General features: G+C 38.2%; 14 protein-coding genes and 1 pseudogene. 7 read left to right on the top strand and 8 right to left on the bottom strand.

Going from position 1 to position 19,769, the window contains the following annotated elements; all coding sequences use genetic code 11:
- Complete coding sequence (locus E4N78_RS08905; RefSeq protein WP_255810209.1) at positions 1-1,545, top strand: LamG domain-containing protein; 1,545 nt, start codon at positions 1-3, stop codon at positions 1,543-1,545.
- Between the two features lie 2 nt (positions 1,546-1,547).
- Entirely contained in the window at positions 1,548-2,081 is a 534-nt protein-coding gene (locus tag E4N78_RS08900) for an NlpC/P60 family protein (RefSeq protein WP_255810208.1), read from the top strand.
- Positions 2,082-2,535: 454 nt separating this feature from the next.
- Here E4N78_RS08900 and E4N78_RS08895 read toward each other — a convergent pair whose 3' ends face one another.
- The 7 genes from E4N78_RS08895 to E4N78_RS08865 form a co-directional block, all read right to left on the bottom strand.
- A complete protein-coding gene (locus E4N78_RS08895) occupies positions 2,536-4,053 on the bottom strand; it encodes a capsule assembly Wzi family protein (RefSeq protein WP_255810207.1) in 1,518 nt (505 codons plus the stop codon).
- Positions 4,054-4,137: 84 nt separating this feature from the next.
- Entirely contained in the window at positions 4,138-4,653 is a 516-nt protein-coding gene (locus E4N78_RS08890; protein WP_002668396.1) for a hypothetical protein, read from the bottom strand.
- A gap of 40 nt (positions 4,654-4,693) precedes the next feature.
- The gene (locus E4N78_RS08885) at positions 4,694-5,479 is read right to left on the bottom strand and encodes an outer membrane lipoprotein-sorting protein (protein WP_255810205.1); all 786 of its coding nucleotides are present in this window, start codon (positions 5,477-5,479) and stop codon (positions 4,694-4,696) included.
- 489 nt (positions 5,480-5,968) lie between these two features.
- The gene (locus tag E4N78_RS08880; RefSeq protein WP_255810204.1) at positions 5,969-7,726 is read right to left on the bottom strand and encodes an ABC transporter ATP-binding protein; all 1,758 of its coding nucleotides are present in this window, start codon (positions 7,724-7,726) and stop codon (positions 5,969-5,971) included.
- Between the two features lie 16 nt (positions 7,727-7,742).
- On the bottom strand, positions 7,743-9,485 hold the full coding sequence (locus E4N78_RS08875; RefSeq protein ID WP_255810203.1) for an ABC transporter ATP-binding protein: 1,743 nt from the start codon (positions 9,483-9,485) through the stop codon (positions 7,743-7,745).
- Positions 9,486-9,513: 28 nt separating this feature from the next.
- Positions 9,514-11,883 (bottom strand): efflux RND transporter permease subunit, encoded by a 2,370-nt coding sequence (locus E4N78_RS08870; RefSeq protein ID WP_255810201.1) that lies wholly within the window; start codon positions 11,881-11,883, stop codon positions 9,514-9,516.
- Between the two features lie 99 nt (positions 11,884-11,982).
- The gene (locus tag E4N78_RS08865; RefSeq protein ID WP_255810200.1) at positions 11,983-12,630 is read right to left on the bottom strand and encodes a TetR/AcrR family transcriptional regulator; all 648 of its coding nucleotides are present in this window, start codon (positions 12,628-12,630) and stop codon (positions 11,983-11,985) included.
- A gap of 219 nt (positions 12,631-12,849) precedes the next feature.
- On the opposite strand from E4N78_RS08865, the gene E4N78_RS08860 reads away from it, so the two are divergent.
- The 4 genes and pseudogenes from E4N78_RS08860 (at position 12,850) to E4N78_RS08845 (ending at position 16,484) form a co-directional block, all read left to right on the top strand.
- Positions 12,850-13,503, top strand: coding sequence for a master DNA invertase Mpi family serine-type recombinase (locus E4N78_RS08860; RefSeq protein ID WP_255810199.1), 654 nt, complete (start codon positions 12,850-12,852; stop codon positions 13,501-13,503).
- Between the two features lie 31 nt (positions 13,504-13,534).
- Positions 13,535-14,806: pseudogene (locus E4N78_RS08855) on the top strand (Eco57I restriction-modification methylase domain-containing protein); the annotation flags it as partial.
- A gap of 28 nt (positions 14,807-14,834) precedes the next feature.
- Positions 14,835-15,449, top strand: coding sequence for a master DNA invertase Mpi family serine-type recombinase (locus E4N78_RS08850; RefSeq protein WP_253681775.1), 615 nt, complete (start codon positions 14,835-14,837; stop codon positions 15,447-15,449).
- Between the two features lie 114 nt (positions 15,450-15,563).
- The gene (locus tag E4N78_RS08845; RefSeq protein WP_255810196.1) at positions 15,564-16,484 is read left to right on the top strand and encodes a TaqI-like C-terminal specificity domain-containing protein; all 921 of its coding nucleotides are present in this window, start codon (positions 15,564-15,566) and stop codon (positions 16,482-16,484) included.
- A 14-nt stretch (positions 16,485-16,498) separates the two neighbouring features.
- Here E4N78_RS08845 and E4N78_RS08840 read toward each other — a convergent pair whose 3' ends face one another.
- The gene (locus E4N78_RS08840) at positions 16,499-19,525 is read right to left on the bottom strand and encodes an Eco57I restriction-modification methylase domain-containing protein (protein ID WP_255810195.1); all 3,027 of its coding nucleotides are present in this window, start codon (positions 19,523-19,525) and stop codon (positions 16,499-16,501) included.
- Between the two features lie 40 nt (positions 19,526-19,565).
- Here E4N78_RS08840 and E4N78_RS08835 point away from each other — a divergent pair, with 40 nt between their 5' ends.
- Positions 19,566-19,745, top strand: a complete 180-nt coding sequence (locus E4N78_RS08835; RefSeq protein ID WP_255810194.1) for a hypothetical protein — start codon at positions 19,566-19,568, stop codon at positions 19,743-19,745.
- The last annotated feature ends 24 nt before the right edge of the window (positions 19,746-19,769 follow it).

Below are 19,769 nucleotides of genomic sequence, written 5' to 3'. Positions count from 1 at the left end.
ATGGAAATAATCAACTACGCAAACGGGGCAAATATGACACTTCCCGCCGACGCTCAAATCGTTCAAGGCGTCTCCGGTAACGCCGTTTATTTACCTGCAGGGGCAGGTACTATGCCGATTGCCGGCAACAGAAATGAGCTTACTATCTCGCTTTGGCGGCAATGGGACGGAGTCGTAGAAGCAGACGACTACAGGGGTATTTTTAAGACGGCAAACATTAAAGCCTACTTTGACCAGGCAACAGACTTTTTAACAATCGAACTTGCCGGAACAAAAACCGTAACCGACATTAAAGACGACCAAGAGCAAACCCATTGGTGCTTTCTTTTCTCAAAAAACAGCTTTTTCAAAATCTACAAGAACGCAGAATTAAAAGCAGAACTTAGCGCAGGCAATTACCCTGTGGATTTTTCCGAAGGCTTCACGCTCGGCGGAGGAAGAACGCACGCTACTTTTGATGAAGTTAGAATGTATAAGGCAGTTGTAACCGAGCCGGAAATCAGGGGTTTATACCGCCTTGTAACAAAAGGAACGCCGGTCCAGCAGCTTGAAAATATCGTATCAGGGGTTACGCCTAAGTATCTGGGAGTGGTTCAAACTGTTCCAGATACAAGAACGGCCATTATCACGAAAGGCGAAAGACTCGGAGCCGTAGACGCTAATCCCGGCGATTGGGTGCTTTCGGGCAAAACTATAGGCGGCTGGAAGGTCGGGGTGTGTTACCGCTGGACGGGAGCTCAATGGTTAAACCTTCAACCGGAAGTAAACTATGCAAAAGAGTATCAGGCGTGTTTAGTTCACTTATTTGAGATTGAGGAACTAAAACAGCAGACGGGGCACTTCGGGGCGTTGTTTGCTAAGGTGCTGGTAGCACAAAAAGCGATGATTGATGAGCTTTTAGTCAATCAGGCGTTTATTAAAAATTTAGCCAGTGACATTGCTTTTCTAAAAGAACTTACAACAAAAAAAACTTTTGTTGAAAATCTTATCGCCAATAATAGTTTTATTAAAAAATTAACTACTAGTGAGGCTTTTTTAGAAAATCTTGTTGCAAAAAAAATTAAAGTAGATAGTGATGAACAAAGCCAAAATGATTTTGAGGTGGAGATTAATAAAGATGTAGGAATTTTAGCAAAAAACGATGGAAAGGAAATCTTTAGAATAAAGAAATCTGGAGAAGCTTTTTTACATGATGCTGAACTAAAAAATGTTACTGTAACAGGAAAAATTACACCAAATAAGGGCTTGTTAAATACCTGGTATTGGGGTAAAATGACATATACTTATCAATATGAATGGTTTAATGTTTTTAAAGACAGAATAAATGTCGGGGAAAGATTAAATATTTTTGGAGGAGGTTGCTTCTATAATGAAAAAAAAGGAGGGTGGCAATATGCTGTTGTAGTTTTTATTGAAAGATTAACTGAAGATAAGTTTGAGCTAAACGGTTACCCTATGTATAATCAATATGGGTATTTAACACAAGCGACCTTTCAAAAAAATTCTAGTGAATCTTTTTGTTCATCATTTTATATAGGATGGTAATTATGAAAAAGAAAATGTTATTATGCGTATTTATTATTATCATTACATCTTGCCAATTCTCTATTTCTGTTTCAAATGAAATTGGTATAAAAGTAGTTTTCTATGCTCGTAAATACGCCAATGCTAATACTAAATATGTATGGGGCGGAAGAGATAATTTACATACAGGCGTAATAGAAATTGATTGTTCTGGTTTAGTTGTACAATGTTATAGATATGCCATTTCTGATAATATTAAATATGATTTGTTGTTTAAAGATGCAAATGTCAAGGCTCTTTTTAAGCATTATGTAGTATTTACAGATACACCTGCAGAAGGTGATATAATGTTCATGAGTGAAGAAGATAATAATGATATACCCACCCATATAGGAATTTACATTAAAACTATCAACAATAACATCTATTTTATTGATGCAACTCAAAAAGAAGATAAAGATGGAAATGTTATAATAGATGGTGTATCGGAAAGGTTTTATAATAAATATGATAAACGGTTTAAATGCTTTGCAAAAATGAAATTACTAAAAAAATAACAGAAAACTATAGTTTATCTTCAAAAAAGGGATGTAAAACTTTCCGATCAAAAAATCTATCTAAAGGTAAGTTTAAAAAAGTCATTTTTTTTGTTATAATTTGTGAGGTATAATAAGTTATAAATAATAAAATACCCCAATTATTATAGCAAAGGAACTCATTTTGTTGTCTTTAGTTGGTAGTTATAGCTTAAAATAAGGCGGTTTTTGGTGCTTGTAATAGGCTAAAAGGCAAGTGCAAAATAGTCATTTTTTGTTATAATTTAAGGGGCATAATAAGTTATAAATAATAAGGAATTAATTTTATATGAACAAAGAGAAATCCAAAATTAAAATATCAGGTTTTATAGATGCGGCAGCCTCAGCTTCTTGCTGCATTTATACTTATTAAGCTAAAAAAAGACTAAGGAAAACCTCAAAAAACTGAAGTTTTTCGAGGCCCCCCTTACTGGTATTACCAGTTAAATCGTCCCTTAACCCATATAGAACTTATCTTGTTTAATTGTGCAAAGTCTCCCTTGCCGTCATAGCCTTTGGTGTAAATGTCTCCGCCCAAAATTACATGCATGTTGTCGGTAAGGGCATAGTCAACCGAATAAGTGCTTGATGTGCTGCCGTAGTTTATATCGGCTGCTCCGCTTGCAGAAACTTTGAGCGTGTCCCGCAAAAATGTTTTGCTTATATTGATGCTGACAAAGCCCTTGTGCATCGGCCTTTCTATATCGTCCTTATGGTTCAAAATTAGGTCTTCAAAATACTGTGCACTAAGCGTCCAAGAATTCTTAATCCAATCGAGTCCTGCGAGTGCCAATAGCTGGTGTTTTTTAATTGTTGAATTAAACTCAAGCGTAACATCATCAGGTGTCTGTATTTTTAAATCATTGATAGACTTTTCTGTAAGCAAATTCTTCGGTTCAAAATACCGGCCTCCGATATAAGCGGTCTCCAGCCTGATCGTTATATCTCCTGCAGGAATCGCCGCGTCAATACCAGCCATTCCGATACGGTAATATTCTTCGTTTAAATTGGTGTGCAATTCTTTCGGTACGTATGGATTTAAAAGCGGATGATGCGTACCTGCAGGATTAAAAAGTCCTTTTTTCGCATAGCCGCTTTTTACAAAGCGAGGATTTTTATCCCAGCCGTAAAAGCCGGAAACGGAAAAATCTATGCCGGGTAAGAAGAAAGAAAAACGGGCGGCAGCTTCCGTGTCGGTAAACATCTTAGGTTTAGCGCTTTCGGTTTTTGTGTACTTAATTGGAATTGAGCCGAGAGGTGTCTTGGTATCGTAAGTGTCCGGCGTATCGATATAGTATAGGTCGTTCTTTGCACCGTCTTCAAAGCCGAAACGCGGCAGTTTGTTCGGTGTAAAAAACGGTACGGCGACCGCTTCAAATGTAAAAATATCTTGGAAAAAGCGCAAGCGGATACTGTCCGATGCGAGTTTTGTATCATCGGAAGAAAGAGCTAAAAAGGCGGAAGAATCTTTTGCACTCAGTACATCGGTAAGGGAAAAGCCGTCTGCCTGTCCCCAGTTGATGAGCTGTCTTCCGAAACTTAAATCCCAAATCTCGCCCGAATAGCGGAAATAGGCTTCATTAAGTTTAAAGCCCGTGCGTGCGGGATTGCGGTAATTGTATTCTGCCGAGGCTGAAAGAAAGGCATAGGCCGAACCTGCAAGGACTTCTCCTTTTATTTGAGCAATAGAACGGGACAGACTGTACTCGGCTCCTTTGTTCCATCTAAGACCGTGGGCTGTTTCCAGTTTTCCGCTTACCGTAAATACCGGTTTTCCGCTGTCATCTTCCAAATCATCAGTAAATTCTTCATCATCTGAATTATCGGCTGCTTGATATTCGGATAATGTTCCTCCTGCTTCCTGCGCACCGCAAGGAAATGTTAATGCAAAAAATAACATACAGAATGTAGTACCTAACAAGAACGCTTGTCTGTATTTTCGTATTGTTTTCATATCTTTATACCTCCCATAAAAACTTTTTGAAAAAGGTTTTTTCGATACAGCTTACCGTAAGAAATCTTTTTCTGCTGTGTACTTTTAGAAGGAAAACAGAAATTGTATTAGCATTACAATGCCTGTTTGAACCAGAGAAAAAAACGGCACTATTATAAACGGCCACAACAAAAAATGCTCCGGTATTCCTATAACCTTCATCCAATTTTTTGTTTGATAGATTGGGTTATCTTCTGTTCCCGGAATGACAATCAGCTTAGTCCACTTTTGGAATAAAAGACAATCCAACAAGAAAAAATCTCCGAAATTAACGATAATCCAATGAATATATGCGGTACAAAATAGTAGCCTAAATGTATGAATTCCACCATATAATGTACTGCTTACTCCATAAAGCCAGCACGCTCCCATTACTATAACCGTAAATATTTTATTTACCCGTTTTTCTTTTTTACTCATCGGTTCAGGCGCAGCTTTTTGAATCCCCTTAGGATATGAATCCATCAAATATCTTGGGTTAGCTATTACAAGAGCCGCCGCCGAACCGTTAAATATGGCCGCCATCGCTATGCCGTCCAATATTGCCCTGATTATATCCATATTAACACATCCTTTTTAAAAGAAGCCTTTTGTAAAAGTATTACCTAATCTTCCCTTCCTCAAGCGAATTGACTCTAAAATAAGAATCCGGTATCTCTTTGTTAAATTCATGTTTTAGAATTTCAATTAAGGTTTTATGTTTTTTTTGCAGGTTGTTCATTTCCATTTTATTGCCTGTCCAAAAACCGTCTTTTTTTTCGATACCGCTGACGGTAAGTACCTTTAAAATAGAACCTTGCTCATCATAAAATTCCGCCTTTATGTTTAAAAGGGATTCCTTGTCTATCCATGAAACATATTTCGAGTACATGGATTTTTTTACCGGAACGGATTCGATTTTCCAGCAGTCCTTGGAATCGATTTTTTCTTCGCCTAAAAGAGTATGTTTATAATCGTCCACCTTGCGGCCGCTCATGTCATCATAGGTAAAATCCGTTCCCATAAAGTAGTCTTGGCTTGATGAACCGCTTATGCGCTTAGCTTTTTTTAATGCAGGCATATAAAGCCAGCGGTCATCGCTTTTTGATTCATCATCATATGAGTATGAAAGATAGCCGACTCCTTTTACATCTGCAGGAAGTAAAAACACCATAACCGTTTTTTCTTCATTTCCGTAATCTTTTGAATAGGCTGTAACTTCCCGAACTCTTTTTTTTCCGCTTGAGTTTATAAGGGTCATCCTCATCTTAAAAGAATCGGTTACGGCCTTTTCCCTGTTACTTGCTTTTTGCATTATTTCTCTTCCCGTTAATTCCTGTGCAAACGCAAAGCTCACAGCTGCTGCCGCAAACACGGCAAGAGCAATCAAATGTTTTATTCTTTTCATAAAAAACTCCTATAAAACCTTTTTGCAGCAAATATAAATTTGCGAAAAGAGTTTTTTCAAGTAGTTTTGCTGTATGCAAAACTACATACAATAATGCGACGTTTGCCGAAAGGCAAACTCGGCAGATAAACAGTGAGGCTGAATTCCTGCCGAACTGTTTATCAAACCTCCTATCTTTTCTCCTTTGTTCCCGCATAAAATATGCGGAAGGCTATTTAATCTTTTGAAAACCGTACACGGAATGTACAATCTTCAAACCCATTACCGTCAATCAGTCTATCACTATATAGATAAACTGCCTATCGTTACCGTGATAGACGGTCTATCCTTATAATGGTAGACAGCCTATCCTTATAATGATAGACGGTCTACCATTATGCGTCCCTGCTGCATGGGGCTATGCCTCCATACTCTATGGAGCTATGCACCCATGCTTTATGGGCTTATGCGTCCATACTTTATGGAGCTATGCTTCCGTACCTTAGGGAGCTACACCTGCCACGATGCAGCTTTTTCGCGCATACCGACAAAGTGAGCATAAATACCGTCTTGCTGCATCAACTCGGAGTGTTTGCCGTGCTGTACGATATTTCCCTTATCCATGACAAATATTTGATCTGCGTTTTTAATAGTTGAAAGCCTATGTGCAATGATGATTGCAGTTTTGTTTTTTAAAAGCTCATCGAGGGCTCTCATCAATTTCTCTTCGTTTTCGGGGTCTACACTTGAAGTTGCTTCATCGAGGATAACAATGGAGCTAGGCTTGAGCATTGCCCTCGCAATGGAAATACGCTGGCGCTCTCCGCCTGAAAGATTGCTTCCGCCTTCCTGCAGCACGGTATCGTAACCGTCCGGCAGTTCCATAATAAAATCGTGACATTGCGCTGCTTTTGCCGCAGCGATAATTTCTTCATCGCTTGCATCCGGTTTTCCGAATTTGATGTTGTTCTTTATCGTGTCTTCAAATAGGTACACATCCTGAAATACAAAAGTAAAGTTTGATAAAAATGTATCGTATGCAAAATCTTTTATATTGGTATCGCCGAGCTTTATTTCACCTGCATCAACATCCCAAAAACGGGCAATCAGCTGGCAAAGGCTTGTCTTCCCCGAACCTGAATAGCCGACCAATGCGGTTACACTGTTTTTCGGAATATACACATCCAAGTTGCGGAAGAGCTTTTCCTCAGTGTTCTTTTTTCCGCCGTATCCGAAGGTGATATTCTTGACGGTAATATCGTCATTTCCATGGGGCCGGAGCGAACCTTCCGGTAAGGCTTGAATATTTTTAACCTTAAAGAGCGTATCCAAATTCTGCACCGCAACACCGCGCATTCTCTGCATTGTACCGGCTATTTCAAAACCGCCGAATACCACAAAGCTCGCGACAATCAGCATCAGCGTTTTTTCAATATCTATAGTCCCAATCGAATAGCGGTATAAGGCGCTCACGATAATTGCGGTTGTTCCTAATTTTAGCAGCAAAGAAAAAACCAGCAATGAAGGTGTCAGAGTCTTTTCTACGGCAAAGAAACCTGTCTTGCTTTTTTTAATACTTTCTGTCACATTTTTGAGTGCTTCGCTTGTTCTGCCGAACGCCTTTACCACGCCGATTCCTTGCACATACTCCAAAATATCGGTACGCAGCTGCAGCTTAAGCTCAGTCAGTTTTGTCGTTACCGCATCCGTCTTTTTTTGGAACAGATTATTGAATACAATCGCTACTGCAAGGGTAACAAAAATGATGCAGCCTGTTACCATATCAAAGGGGAATACGAACAGTGCCATGATAACCGTTTGAATGCTTCCTGCAAACATCATTTCGAGAATCATCATGTCGATTGTTTCAACATCTGTGATAACCGTTGTTAATGCGCCGGAAATATCTCCAAGTCTGCTTTCGGAAAAATATCCCATGTGCACGTTTTTCAGCTTATCTCCGATGACGAGCCGATTTTCAGCTCCCATCGTATACGATGCGATATTTTTATTCCGGTCGGAAATATACCCAAAGATAATCTTTCCTATTATGCCGATAAGCATAATACAGAACACCGTAATGATATTGCTCTTTGTAACCGGCTGTGCCTGAAACACTGCTCGGCTCAGCGTCAGCAAAAAATATCCGAGTCCGCCGAGAGTGAATCCTTCGAATATGCTTTTAAGCATATCGCAGATAAACATCGTTGTTATGCGCTTTGATTGCTTTCCCGCAATCGTGTATATCTTTTTCAATAAATCAAACATTTTAGCATTCCTCCAATTATCCGTTATCCCTGCCGCTGATATGGGACTGCCACATTTTTTGATAGAGCGGCGAATCTTGTAACAGTTCGGTATGCGTTCCCTCTGCGGCAATCCGGCCCTTATCCAGCACGATGATTTTATCGGCATTGACAATAGTGGAAAGCCTGTGTGCAATCATAATGACGGTTTTATCTTTTACGAGGTTGTCGATTGATTGCTGGATAATAGCTTCGTTTTCAGGATCGGAATAGGCGGTGGCCTCATCGAGTACGACAATGGGACTATCCTTGAGCAGCGCACGGGCAATGGTGAGCCGCTGACGTTCACCGCCTGAAAACTTACTGCCTGCGTTTCCCGCATTGGTGTCATACCCGTTAGGCAGGCTTTTGATAAAATCATGGATGCTTGCTTTTTTGCATGCGGTTTCAATTTCCTCGTCCGTTGCATTCTCTTTTGCCATCCTGAGATTTTCCCGAATGCTCTTGTTGAATAAAAAATTTTCCTGCGACACATATGTAACCAGCTGCATGTTCCGTTCCAAACTCATGCTGCCGATGTCAGCGCCGCCGATGGTGATGTGTCCGCTTTCGATATTCCAAAAGCCTGCCAGCAGTTTTGCGATGGTAGATTTGCCGCTGCCGGAAGAGCCGACAATCGCAGTCAGCTGGCCTTCTTTGGCGGTAAAGTTCAATCCATCGAACACCTTTGTACTGTCCTTGGCAGCTGCACCGTCCGTTTCGCACAGTGTTCCGCCGTAGCCGAATATCACATTTTCAAAGCGCACATCAAAGCCTTGCGGATCGGGAGCCGTATCGTGCCGTATCAGTTCCGGTAAATCGAGCACCGATTTTATTTCCCCGAATACGACACGCACATTTGCCATCGCATCCGTATAGGCCATCGCTTTTAAAAGCGGCTTGTACGACGCATACGAAAGCAATATGCACATAATCAGCGTAGGAATTGTAATCCCTCCGGTCATAAAGAGGTAAAGTCCTACCGGTAATACGATAAGGAGCGTAGACGGCAGAACCTCCATCGCAGCTATCATGGCAAAACATACGCTTAAATACCAGTCGAGCATAGAGTCCCGATTGTCCTCCACTGCTTTTTGAAATTTATCATAGGATGAAGCCGATTTATTAAAAGCCTTAATAACTTTGATGCCCTGAATATATTCGACGGCGGCAGCATTCATTTTTTTTGACGCTTCAATGTACCGCTTGGACTTTGCTTCGTAATCTTTCATCATCAGCATCGAAAAAAGTATACCGAGCGGCAGTGTTACAAGGTTTGCAAGACCGATCTTCCAATTTAATATAAAAATGATAACGACAATGACAACCGGAATGAGCACATTCGCCAATACTTCAGGGATTACATGTGCAATCGGTTTTTCCATCTTATCAAGTGTTTCTACCACAAATTGAGACCACTTGCCGCTGCTTTTTTCTTCTATCGTGCCCATCGAAAGGCGGCTCAGTTTTTCCACAACCTTTTTCCGCGTATCTTCGATGACACTGAACGCAAGATTATGGGAACCGATTGTCGATATAGAATGCCCGATAAGCGCCCCTGCAAACCCTGCAAGAATAAGCCCTGCATACGGCAATAAAACGCGGTAATCCGTGACACCGTTTATCAGCTCTGTCACAATAGATGCAACAGCAAAGTACGGAACAATGCCGCAGGCAACACCTATAATTGCGAAAACCACCGGAACGATGATTGCGCCGATATGTTTTTTTAAGATATCCATAATACCTCCATGTGTAAGTAGTTCATAATTATTTTTTCTCTTTTCCGAAAGGTTTTGAAATATAAATCAATACGGGTGTCATCAGATAGTCGGCAATGAGGGCCGAAAAGAGACCTACTGACGCTAAAATTCCTAAACGCAGGAATGCATCTATTTTGCTCGCCATGTACATTAAAAAAGTAACCGACAAAATTATCGTAGTCATAGCAAGTGTCTTTCCTATGGAATAAAAAGAACCGACAATTGCTTTATCATAAGAGCCTTCTTTTTCAAATAGGTACTTTGTATGGTTGGTAAAATGGATTGTGTCATCTACCGCTATACCGAGAACCATCGGCATAAGTGCCATTGTTACCATGTCAAGAGGAACATGGAAGTAGCCCATAATTGCTCCTGTCGTAATAATGGGCATAATGTTAGGTATAAGACCTATGAGTCCCATTTTAATACTTCCGAATACAATCATCATTAAAACACCGATTGCTGCAAGAGATGTAAAAAAAGAATTTATTTCCCCATATACTATTTTGTTATTCATTTCTGCGGCATGGGCTGCAGCTCCTGTTAAAAAGGTTTCGGCATCGGGGAAAAGTTCAGCACATTTTTTATACACGCTTTCCAAATTGGCGGCAAGTTCATTTCCGTCAAAGGCTGCGACATCTACGTTCATACGGAGAGTTCTGAATTCGTCATCAACCCAGTGGGAAGTTTCTCCACCCGATATTTCGTATAAAAATAAAAGTTGGGCTAAGAGGTCTTCATCTTCAGGTATGGTATAAAAGGCCGGATCATCGGCATGCATCGTTTGATTCATATCTTTTACAACATCCAAAATTGAAAATATTTTCGGGACTCCGTTATTCAATTTTGTCAATTTAAAGCCCGATATGTGGCGGCTTAACTCCTCCAGCTTTTTTAAGTTTTCCGGTTTTTTTACTGCATTTTCTTCTTTAAATGTCAGCATCACATTATAGTTAAAATAGGCTCCCAATTGAGAATGTGTAATTTCATAAATGCGTTTTACATAAGGAATTCTTGTTCCCATAAAGTTAAAACTGTCCATGTTTACGGTTATCATAAAAATACCGGGAAGACAAAGGACTGTTACAAGTGCAAAAACAATTAAAATCGGTTTTCGTTTTTTTAATACGGACCTTCCGAACTTTTCAAAAAAAGAATCCAGCTTTTTATATCTTATTGCACTCTTATTTTGTTCAGGAGGACAGTCCTTTCCGAAACTCATCAAAATAGGAATTAAGATGCTCACATAGACATAAACTGCAAAAACCATAGCGGCGCTTGCAAGCCCCATCCAATGCATCGGCTCGAGGTCAACCGTTAAAAACGATAAAACGGAAGCAACTGTCGTAACAACCGTAAAAAATAAAGGCCAGCCCGTATTTTCTATTGAATCGATAACGGCTTCTTTACGTTTTCCTATTGCGTAAAAGCTGTTTCTAAAAGAATTTACAAGGTGAATTGAGTAGCCTACCGAAAGAGCCATTGCAAGAATTATTGGAACGGAAAGCATTTCGGAACTTCCTTCAATATTTAAATGCCCCATAAAACCTAAAACTGAAACTATTGCACCTGTGGTGGCTATGATAGGTACTATCGTACCTCTTAGCGAGCGTGCAAAAATAACGAGAAGAATTATCATACACATAAAACTAAGACTTACGCATTTTTTTATATCTGCGTTCATAACAATCTTTTCTTCCGTTTCAGTGTAGGGAAGACCTGCAGGTTTTATTGTGTAGGCAGAGCTTTTGTATTTGGGATTTGTTACGATATCGATAGCGGTTTCTCCCATGATATACATAAGCTCCTTATCCGAAGTTTTCATCCATTCTTCTCTACTCGGGGTTGCTTTAAGCGAAAGAACAAGCCAGGTTTCTTTTGCATCGCTTGAAACAAGTTTATTTACGATGGATTTTCTGGATAGGATAAAATCCTTTGCTTTTTTAAGTTCGGCAGGATCTTCAGGGATACCGTCTTTAAAGGGATTTTTTATCTCGATTCCTTCTTCCGTTCCGATACTTATATCGATATCGGTGATAGAAGTAACCGAATCGGCGTACGGAATTTTTTCTAAAAGTTCGTTTCCGATTTCTTTAATCATTTTTAAAACTTCGGGCTTAAAAACATCATCGGATTCTATAAGCAAAACTATGGTGTCATTGCTGCCGAAAAGCTCTTTAAACCTGTCTTCATTTTTTCTCATATTCTTCGTAATGTTTACAAAAACTTCTTCGGTCATTGATGTGGCTCTAAACTTTTTTAAGCCCATTGCGGCAAATATGCTTATAGCTGTCAATAAGATGAGTAAAAGCCAGCGGTATTTTAATTGAAACTCACCGATCTTTTTAAAAAATATATGCAAACTTTCAAGTTTCATTGTACAATCCTCTTGTAATACTAACAATTAGTAAACGCTGTTTACCAGTTGTTAGTATAGCCATACATTAAAAATTTGTCAAGAGGAAAAAATAGTATTTTATCTGTTTATTTCCGCTTCCGGCTGCATAATTTTATTCCAGCAAAAATACATCACATCGGTTAATATGTCTATGAAGCCTTGGGTTTCTTTATACGAATATTCATGTGTGATGATTTCAAAAAGAGGTGTTAAGGCGGTGCTGTAAATTAAGTGAAGCTGATCGTCGTTTAAGGATCGGACTTTTATACCTCGTTTTTTTAAGTCGGCAATGAATTTTTTGCACGCTGTAACATCTGCCATTACGAATTCGTGACGGATATTTTCGTATTTTGTTCCCGCCGAGCGGTTAAATAAAAGCCTAAAATCATCGAAGTGATTGTAAACCAGCGTACATAAATTTTGCAACGATATGCGTATTGCTTCTTTTGTTGATAAAAAGTCTTTAGTTTCATATAAATGTATTGCAATTTTGGAAAAATCGGAACCGATACTTAAGGTTTGTCCGATAAGCGGCTCTACGAGAGCTTCAAATATTGCCGCCTTTGATGGAAAGTGTTTGTACAAAGCTCCGGCGGTTATGCCGGTCCTTGCGGCAATGGAACGCATCGATGCTTTTTCAAAACCGTTTTGCAAAAACTCAGCTTTTGCATTTTTGAGAATTTCCGTGTAGGTATCGCTTTTCTTTTTTGTTGATTCAGCCATCATTTATATTATAGGCATCAGTTTAAAAATTGTCAAAGGGGCTTCTTTAACATTCTTGATAATAGAAAACAAAGTACAAAACAGCTAGACAAAATTTTTGATTGGGGTTGAGAATATAATCAAATCAGTGGTTTGAGGTGAGCCTCATTCCGTACACAGCTCTTGCATGTAAAAGGACTACTGTGAACAATATCCATATCACATTATAAAACGAGGCACACAATGACATACGGATACATCAGAGTAAGCACGGATAAGCAGACGATTGAAAATCAGAAATTTGAAATTACGAATTTTTGTACGCGGGAGAAGCTGAATGTAGATGGCTGGATTGAAGAAACCATCAGCGGAACGAAAAATTATGATAAACGTAAGCTGGGAGAACTTTTAAATATAGTCAAGAAAGGAGATTTAATCATTTGTGCAGAGCTTTCACGTCTTGGGCGTAATTTATTTATGATTATGGAAATCCTCAACATTTGCATGAAAAAAGAGTGCAGGGTATGGACGATTAAAGATAATTATCGCCTTGGAGATGACATTCAAAGTAAAGTTCTGGCGTTTGCGTTTGGTTTAAGTGCGGAAATTGAACGAAATTTGATTAGCCAGAGGACGAAGGAAGCTCTTGCTTGTGCTAAATCTAAAGGCAAACAGATTGGACGAAAGCAAGGAGAGCGCTGCCGGTTAAATCCGAAATGTGCAGCTTGTCATAATTGGATTATAGAACAAATGTCATTGGGCGTTGAGAAAACAAAAATTGCAAAAGAATTGGAAATATCAAAACAAACTCTATATAGATATATGGTATATACGGGTTTGTTTGAACCTAAAAATTGTAAAAGTTCATTGTGGCTCAAACACCATATTTATTATTGACCGATTTTGATGACCCTCAAAACAAGGCTTTGATATCGTGATTGGTAACCCGCCGTATATTTCAGCTCCCAATCAGGTAGCAGATAGATGGCTCCAAAAACAACGAAATCAATTATTGGAATTCGGAACATATAAAACATTATATCAGAAGTGGGATTTGTATATTCCATTTATAGAAAAAAGTTTACAACTCTTAAAAAACGGTGGTATTTATTCACAGATTGTACCGTATCCTGTTACAAATCAAAACTATGCCAAACGGCTTCGCCAAATAATTATCACTAAGTACGATCTGTTTGAGATTACTGATTTGAAAGGTATAAAAGTATTTGAAAGTGCGACAGTTACAAATTGTATTCTGTTTATTAAAAAAGTTTTACCAAGGAATCATGTACGTATTTCAAATTTTAACTCAAAGCAAAATAACATAAAAGTTGTATTTACAAAATCATACACGGAACTTGTACAAGATGAAAAGACCGTAGTATGGAACTTAACGCAAGACATACGAAATACAAATCGTCATGCTACTATGTATACGCTTGGTGATTTTTGCTATATAAGCAAAGGGATGGTTCTAAATTCTGATGAAAAAATCGTGCAAGATAAATTTGTAAAAGCTGATTTAATTAGTGAATTAAAAGATGATATTCATAATATGAAGTTTATTGAATCGAAAGATATTGAAAGATATCATGTAAAAAGAATTAGATTTCTTGAGTATAACACAATGCGTGTTCCTAAAAGGTTGAGCCGCCCAACATTCAAAGAGTTATATTTTACAAAGAAATTGATGTTTAATCGGCTTGGTGATTTACAAGTCGTTTTTGATAAAAATGGAGAGTATACAACAAGCGATGCGATGTTTGTTGCTATACTTTGGAAAGATTTACATGGTGTTGAAAATAAGAGCATTACAACAAGTATAAAAAGATTTTCTCATCATACCCGTAATGAAATGGAAAAATTGTCTGAAAAGATACATCTATTATACATTCTTGCAATTATGAATTCACACTATGCAAATATTTTACTTACAAATATTCGTGGCGGTGACTACCATATTTATCCTGAGCATATAAGAAATATTCCTATTCCACTTGCTCCAAAAGAGCAACAAAAGCCCATTATTGATTTGGTTGATCAGATTCTTATAGCTAAGCAGAAAAATCCACAAGCAAATACCTATTTACTTGAAAAGCAAATAGATCAACTTATATATAAATTATACGGATTAACACAGGAAGAAATATATAGTATAGAAAAAATAAAAGTTGAGGTGCCATGCATACTATCGCTTTAATGCGTATACTACAAAGCGGAGGTAATCTATGATATACGCATATTTGCGGGTTAGTACAGAAAAACAAACGCTGGAAAATCAGCGGTTTGAGGTATGCCGTTGGGCTGAAGAGCGAAACATTACTATTGATGAGTTTATCGAAGAAGTTATGTCCGGCGGAATTTCGATTGGGCATCGTAAGTTGGGAGCTTTAAGTGACCGGTTACATGCAAATGATTTGCTGATTGTACCGGAACTTTCACGGTTAGGCAGAAGTCTTTTAAATGTAATGAGTTTCTTGAACGCTTGCATTGAAAAGCATGTCCGCATTTTTTCAATTAAAGAAAACTTTGAGTTTGCAGATAATATCAACTCAAAAGTGCTGGCTTTTGCCTTCTCGCTTGCAGCGGAGATTGAGCGGCAGCTTATTAGTCAGCGTACAAAAGAAGCCTTAGCTTTGCGGAAAACGCAAGGGGTCGTACTAGGCAGACCTAAGGGGCGTAAAAATTCCTTATTGAAATTAAGCGGAAAAGAGCAGGAAGTTGAAGCACTGCTCAATAAAAAAATTTCAAAAGCTGCAATCGGCAGAATCTTTGATGTGCATCGTATAACGGTTGATAAGTTTATTAAAGAGCGCCTTAACAATCCGGTAATAGCGGAATAGCTTCTATCCTGCGATTTTGGAGCCGCCTGTACATGACGGTTCCAATAATTATATCGTCTAGTTTTTATTCCGCTTTTTCTTATCGGTTACTATTTATTATTATTTTTCAGCGATTTGCTTGAACGAAAAAATGAAGCTGTAAACATTATTTTTCCTCGCAATTCTTCTTGGGTTATTTTAAGCCCAATAGAACAAAGAATAAAAGAAAAAATTGAAAAAGTTGGAGTACCGTTAAAAGAGTGGGATATCCGAATCAATTACGGAATAAAAACAGGCTGCAATGAAGCTTTTATTATCGATAAGACTAAAAGAGACGAGCTTATAAAGCAATCGCCTAATTCTGTCGATATTATACGCCCGATATTAAGAGGCAAGGACATTAAAAAATATGGGTATAATTTTGCCGATAAATATTTAATTGCAACTTTTCCGAGTAGAAAATACAATATAGATGAGTATCCTGCAGTCAGAGATTATCTTCTTAATTTTGGTAAATCAGACGTAGAGTATCTATCCCAATATGGGAAGGACTGCTGGGGTGAAAACCGACTTTCACAATCGGGAAATAAAGGTAGCAGAAAAAAGACACATAATAAATGGTTTGAACTGCAAGACAGTATAGCTTATTGGGACAATTTTTCTAAGCAGAAGATTATTTATCCAAACATGACCAAATATTTGCCTTTTGTATTTGACGATAAAAATTTTTTCGTTAATCAAAAATGTTTTATTATTACGGGGCAATATATAGGTTTTTTGACAGCATTTTTCAATTCATCTTTATTTAAATATTGTTTTAGAGATAACTTCCCTGAATTACAGGGTGGCACACGCGAGTTAAGTAAAATTTTCTTTGAAACTATTCCAGTTATCGCAATTGATGATAAAATAGAAACTAACTTCCTAAATGCAGTAAAAGATATTCAGAATAATTACACACATGCTAAAGCAATTTTACTTGATAAGATGATTTTTGAGCTCTATAAATTAAATCAGCAAGAGCAAAATGAAATCGGTTTTAGAGAAATAAAATGATACACAATAATGATTTATTCACTTATACTATTTATATACCCGATCTCTTCTGTATTTAAATGATATAATTGATTCACCCATTTATTTATCTTCTCCTGTTCACTTTGCAAATTTATGACTGGCTTGTAAGAGTCCAAGCTTCTTTGTATGTCAGAATTTACATACACTGGAATTGGTATTTTCTCAACGAATATTTTAAATAATCTTAATCCTTTATTACCTAATCCAGTCGCTGTATGGGTAAAATAAAATGTTATTAATTTTGAATTAAGTATATGCAGTAGATAATATAAATGATACCCACTTAACATATAAGCGGTATTTAAGAAATATATTTCTTCATCTGAAAAAACAAACGATGGTTTACAAGCAATATCAGTCCAAATAATTTTCTGCTTATTAAAATCGTCCATATATGCACAATTTCGTAAATTATACGGGGTTTTTCCACGGTCATCTCTGACGGATATTTTATCCCAATAGTGATCTAAGTGTGCTTTAACAGCAGGATAGTCATCAATATTGATGGGAGGAATATCTTTCTCTCGGATACCATTATGTACATTGAGTAAATATGTATCTGCAAAATCATAGCTATACCGCTTTATATCTCTGCCACGAAGAATCGGGCGTATAATCTCAGCACTTTTAGGACATTTTTTTATTAGTTCATCCCGTTTTTCTTTGTTTATGATGAATGCTTCATTGCAACCGGTTAAAATGCCTCGATATATTTTTATATCCCACTCTTTCAGTGGAGTTCCGACTGTTTCAATTTTTTGCTTAATACGCTGCTCTATATCTGAAAGAATAACCCAGCTATTGCCGTTTTTAGGAAATTCAATTGCTTGTACTGGTTGTTTAGCTAAACCGCTCCTATCTTTTAGACACTCCAATCCTCCCCGCAAGGCACAGGTGTTTTGAGTATATGCAGCCTTTTGCAGTAGTAAGATATTTACATCGACAGTTGCATTTTCAAAACCTTTTTCACCGGCTAAGTCAACAAGAATCTTTGGTTGAGTCTGTTCTGCAAAATATTTACGGCTGGTTTCTCCATATCCTGCCCTCATCCATTTGTTAGAGGTAATATAACAAAGATGTCCATCTTTTCTCAGCAGGGCAATGCCTTTTTCATAAAAAAGTTGATAAATATCACCCATTTTATTAAAAGTATTGAACTTAGCCGATTTATACATTTTTGCCAGCTTACCGCCATCATCTTGTAATTGTATATACGGCGGGTTACCAATCACGATATCAAAGCCTTGTTTTGAGGGTCGGTTAAACACATCGCTGAACCAAGTATGCCATAAGAAGAATTGATTGTTTGCATCAATTGATACCTTTTTTAGATCGGCCAGCTTATCGTGCTCTTTGCTCCATCCTTGTTCACTGAGCAATGTATAAACAAGTTGAGAAATTTGTTGCTTCATAGTCTGTTTTGATTTATGCGTCTTAGGTTGATAATAATCGATGATGGCTGTTTGTAGGGCTTTTATGCTTTCTTCCGTATTGTCAAAGAGATTATTTTTATTCCGGTGCAGTAAATTTTCTAAGGAGATACCCTCATAACTTTCCAATAAACTGTTACCTTGCATTATTTTATAGTCAAGGTTGGGAAGAGGGAGCGGTATTTTTTCATCGACGATGATAGCAAGCCAAAAGCGCAGACGGGCGATATCAACGGCGCCTTTTTCAATATCGACTCCGTAGATATTTTCACGAACAATCTCCTTTTTAATGCGTGAGCGATTTTCTTCATCGGCGATGTCTCCTTCCAGCAAAATTCTGCATGCAAAAAGTTCATTCAGCATTCCCATCGGGAAAGCCCCCGAACCGACTGCAGGGTCACAGATTTTGATATTTTTCAGTGCAGATAAAACTTTATCTTTATCCTTTATCGTTTGTATGTCATTATTTAAGACCAAATTACGCATTGCCGGTTCGTCCTGTGTTTCTTCGGTAAGGTATGCTATAAGGCTTTCGCGGCACATATATTGTACAATTTCTTTTGGAGTATAAAATGCACCTTTATCTTTGTTATCTTCCAGAAGATTTTCAAAAATCTTCCCAAGCATTTCAGGGTCTACGCCGACTTCCCGATCTTCAGGATCGGTTTCGTCAATAGTGAAATTATAACGGGCGAAAAAATCTAAAAGACCGCAGCTTGCATCATACGGATAGCCGGTATTTTGACCGCTACGGAAAGTCCGTTCGATCTCCTTTTGCTTAGGATTACCGAACAATACCGCCGGAAAAATAACCGGAATACTGTCTTCCGGATCCTCTTCAAAAAGCCCGCCATTCAAATACGGCACTTTCCCGAAACGGTCAAGCAATGCTGCATCCCAACCCTTTTTCTTAAAATGGTGTTTTCGTTCTTCGGGATTTGTATTCAACATACCAAAAAAGAGCGGGTCAAGTACGGTAGAAAGGAAATTATTTTGTTGCTCTGTACTTGATTTTTCAAAAAGATGCTGTAAATAATCCCTGTCGCCGTCATTCCAGTTATCGTCTGAACAACCGAGCCATCCTTTTTTCTGTAAGAACTGAATAAATACGAGCCGTCCCATCATCTTTTTGATATAATCACGAACTTTCTTTTCTGCCTTTTGTTCATCCCCATTGCAGATTTGTTGAAAGCGTGCAAAGATTTTTGTATGAACTTTTGCTCCGGCTACAGCTCTGTTTTCATAGCCCGATTTTCCTTTTGCTTTCATATAACGTTTGCCCGTGATATACTGCACAAAATCTTCATAGAAAACCTTATACTCGGCAAAAAACTCCTTGCTTAGCGCCTCTACACTGAAGGCTTCCAGCATATCTGCAGCGGTTATATCGGCAGCATCGGCTTGTTTTGCTAGACGATGAAAGCGTTCTGCAACAGTCCGGCAGGGATGCTCTATTCCGCACAGATAGGTATACCGTTTTGCACTTGTGCTAGTTTGCAGTGTCTCTGCTCGATGTGCAAAACTTACCCGCCATTCGTTTTTGTTATCAGCAAAATGGAAAAAAATAAGTGCTGAACTCTTATCTTCCATAATTTTGCGGATACAGTTTTGAATACTAACACGGTTGCGTTTGAGGTGTACCGACGACTGTACTTCTACATCGGCAAATGTTACGGGAAATGTCCCTGCAACTTGTGCTATGATTGAAGCCTGTAAAACATTCTTTTTATCGGATTCTGCCAATGCAATCGGTGCCGTTTGCCGTAAATCCGTTGCGTTTTTGAAAATAGGAAGAATTATATCTTCGTAGATTTTGTCTTTTCCGGGATAGCTT

The organism is Treponema denticola (genome assembly GCF_024400535.1).
Classification (GTDB): Bacteria; Spirochaetota; Spirochaetia; order Treponematales; family Treponemataceae; genus Treponema_B; species Treponema_B denticola_C.
The sequence above is the reverse complement of the archived record's forward strand: the minus strand, read 5'-3'. Positions and strand labels throughout refer to the sequence as shown.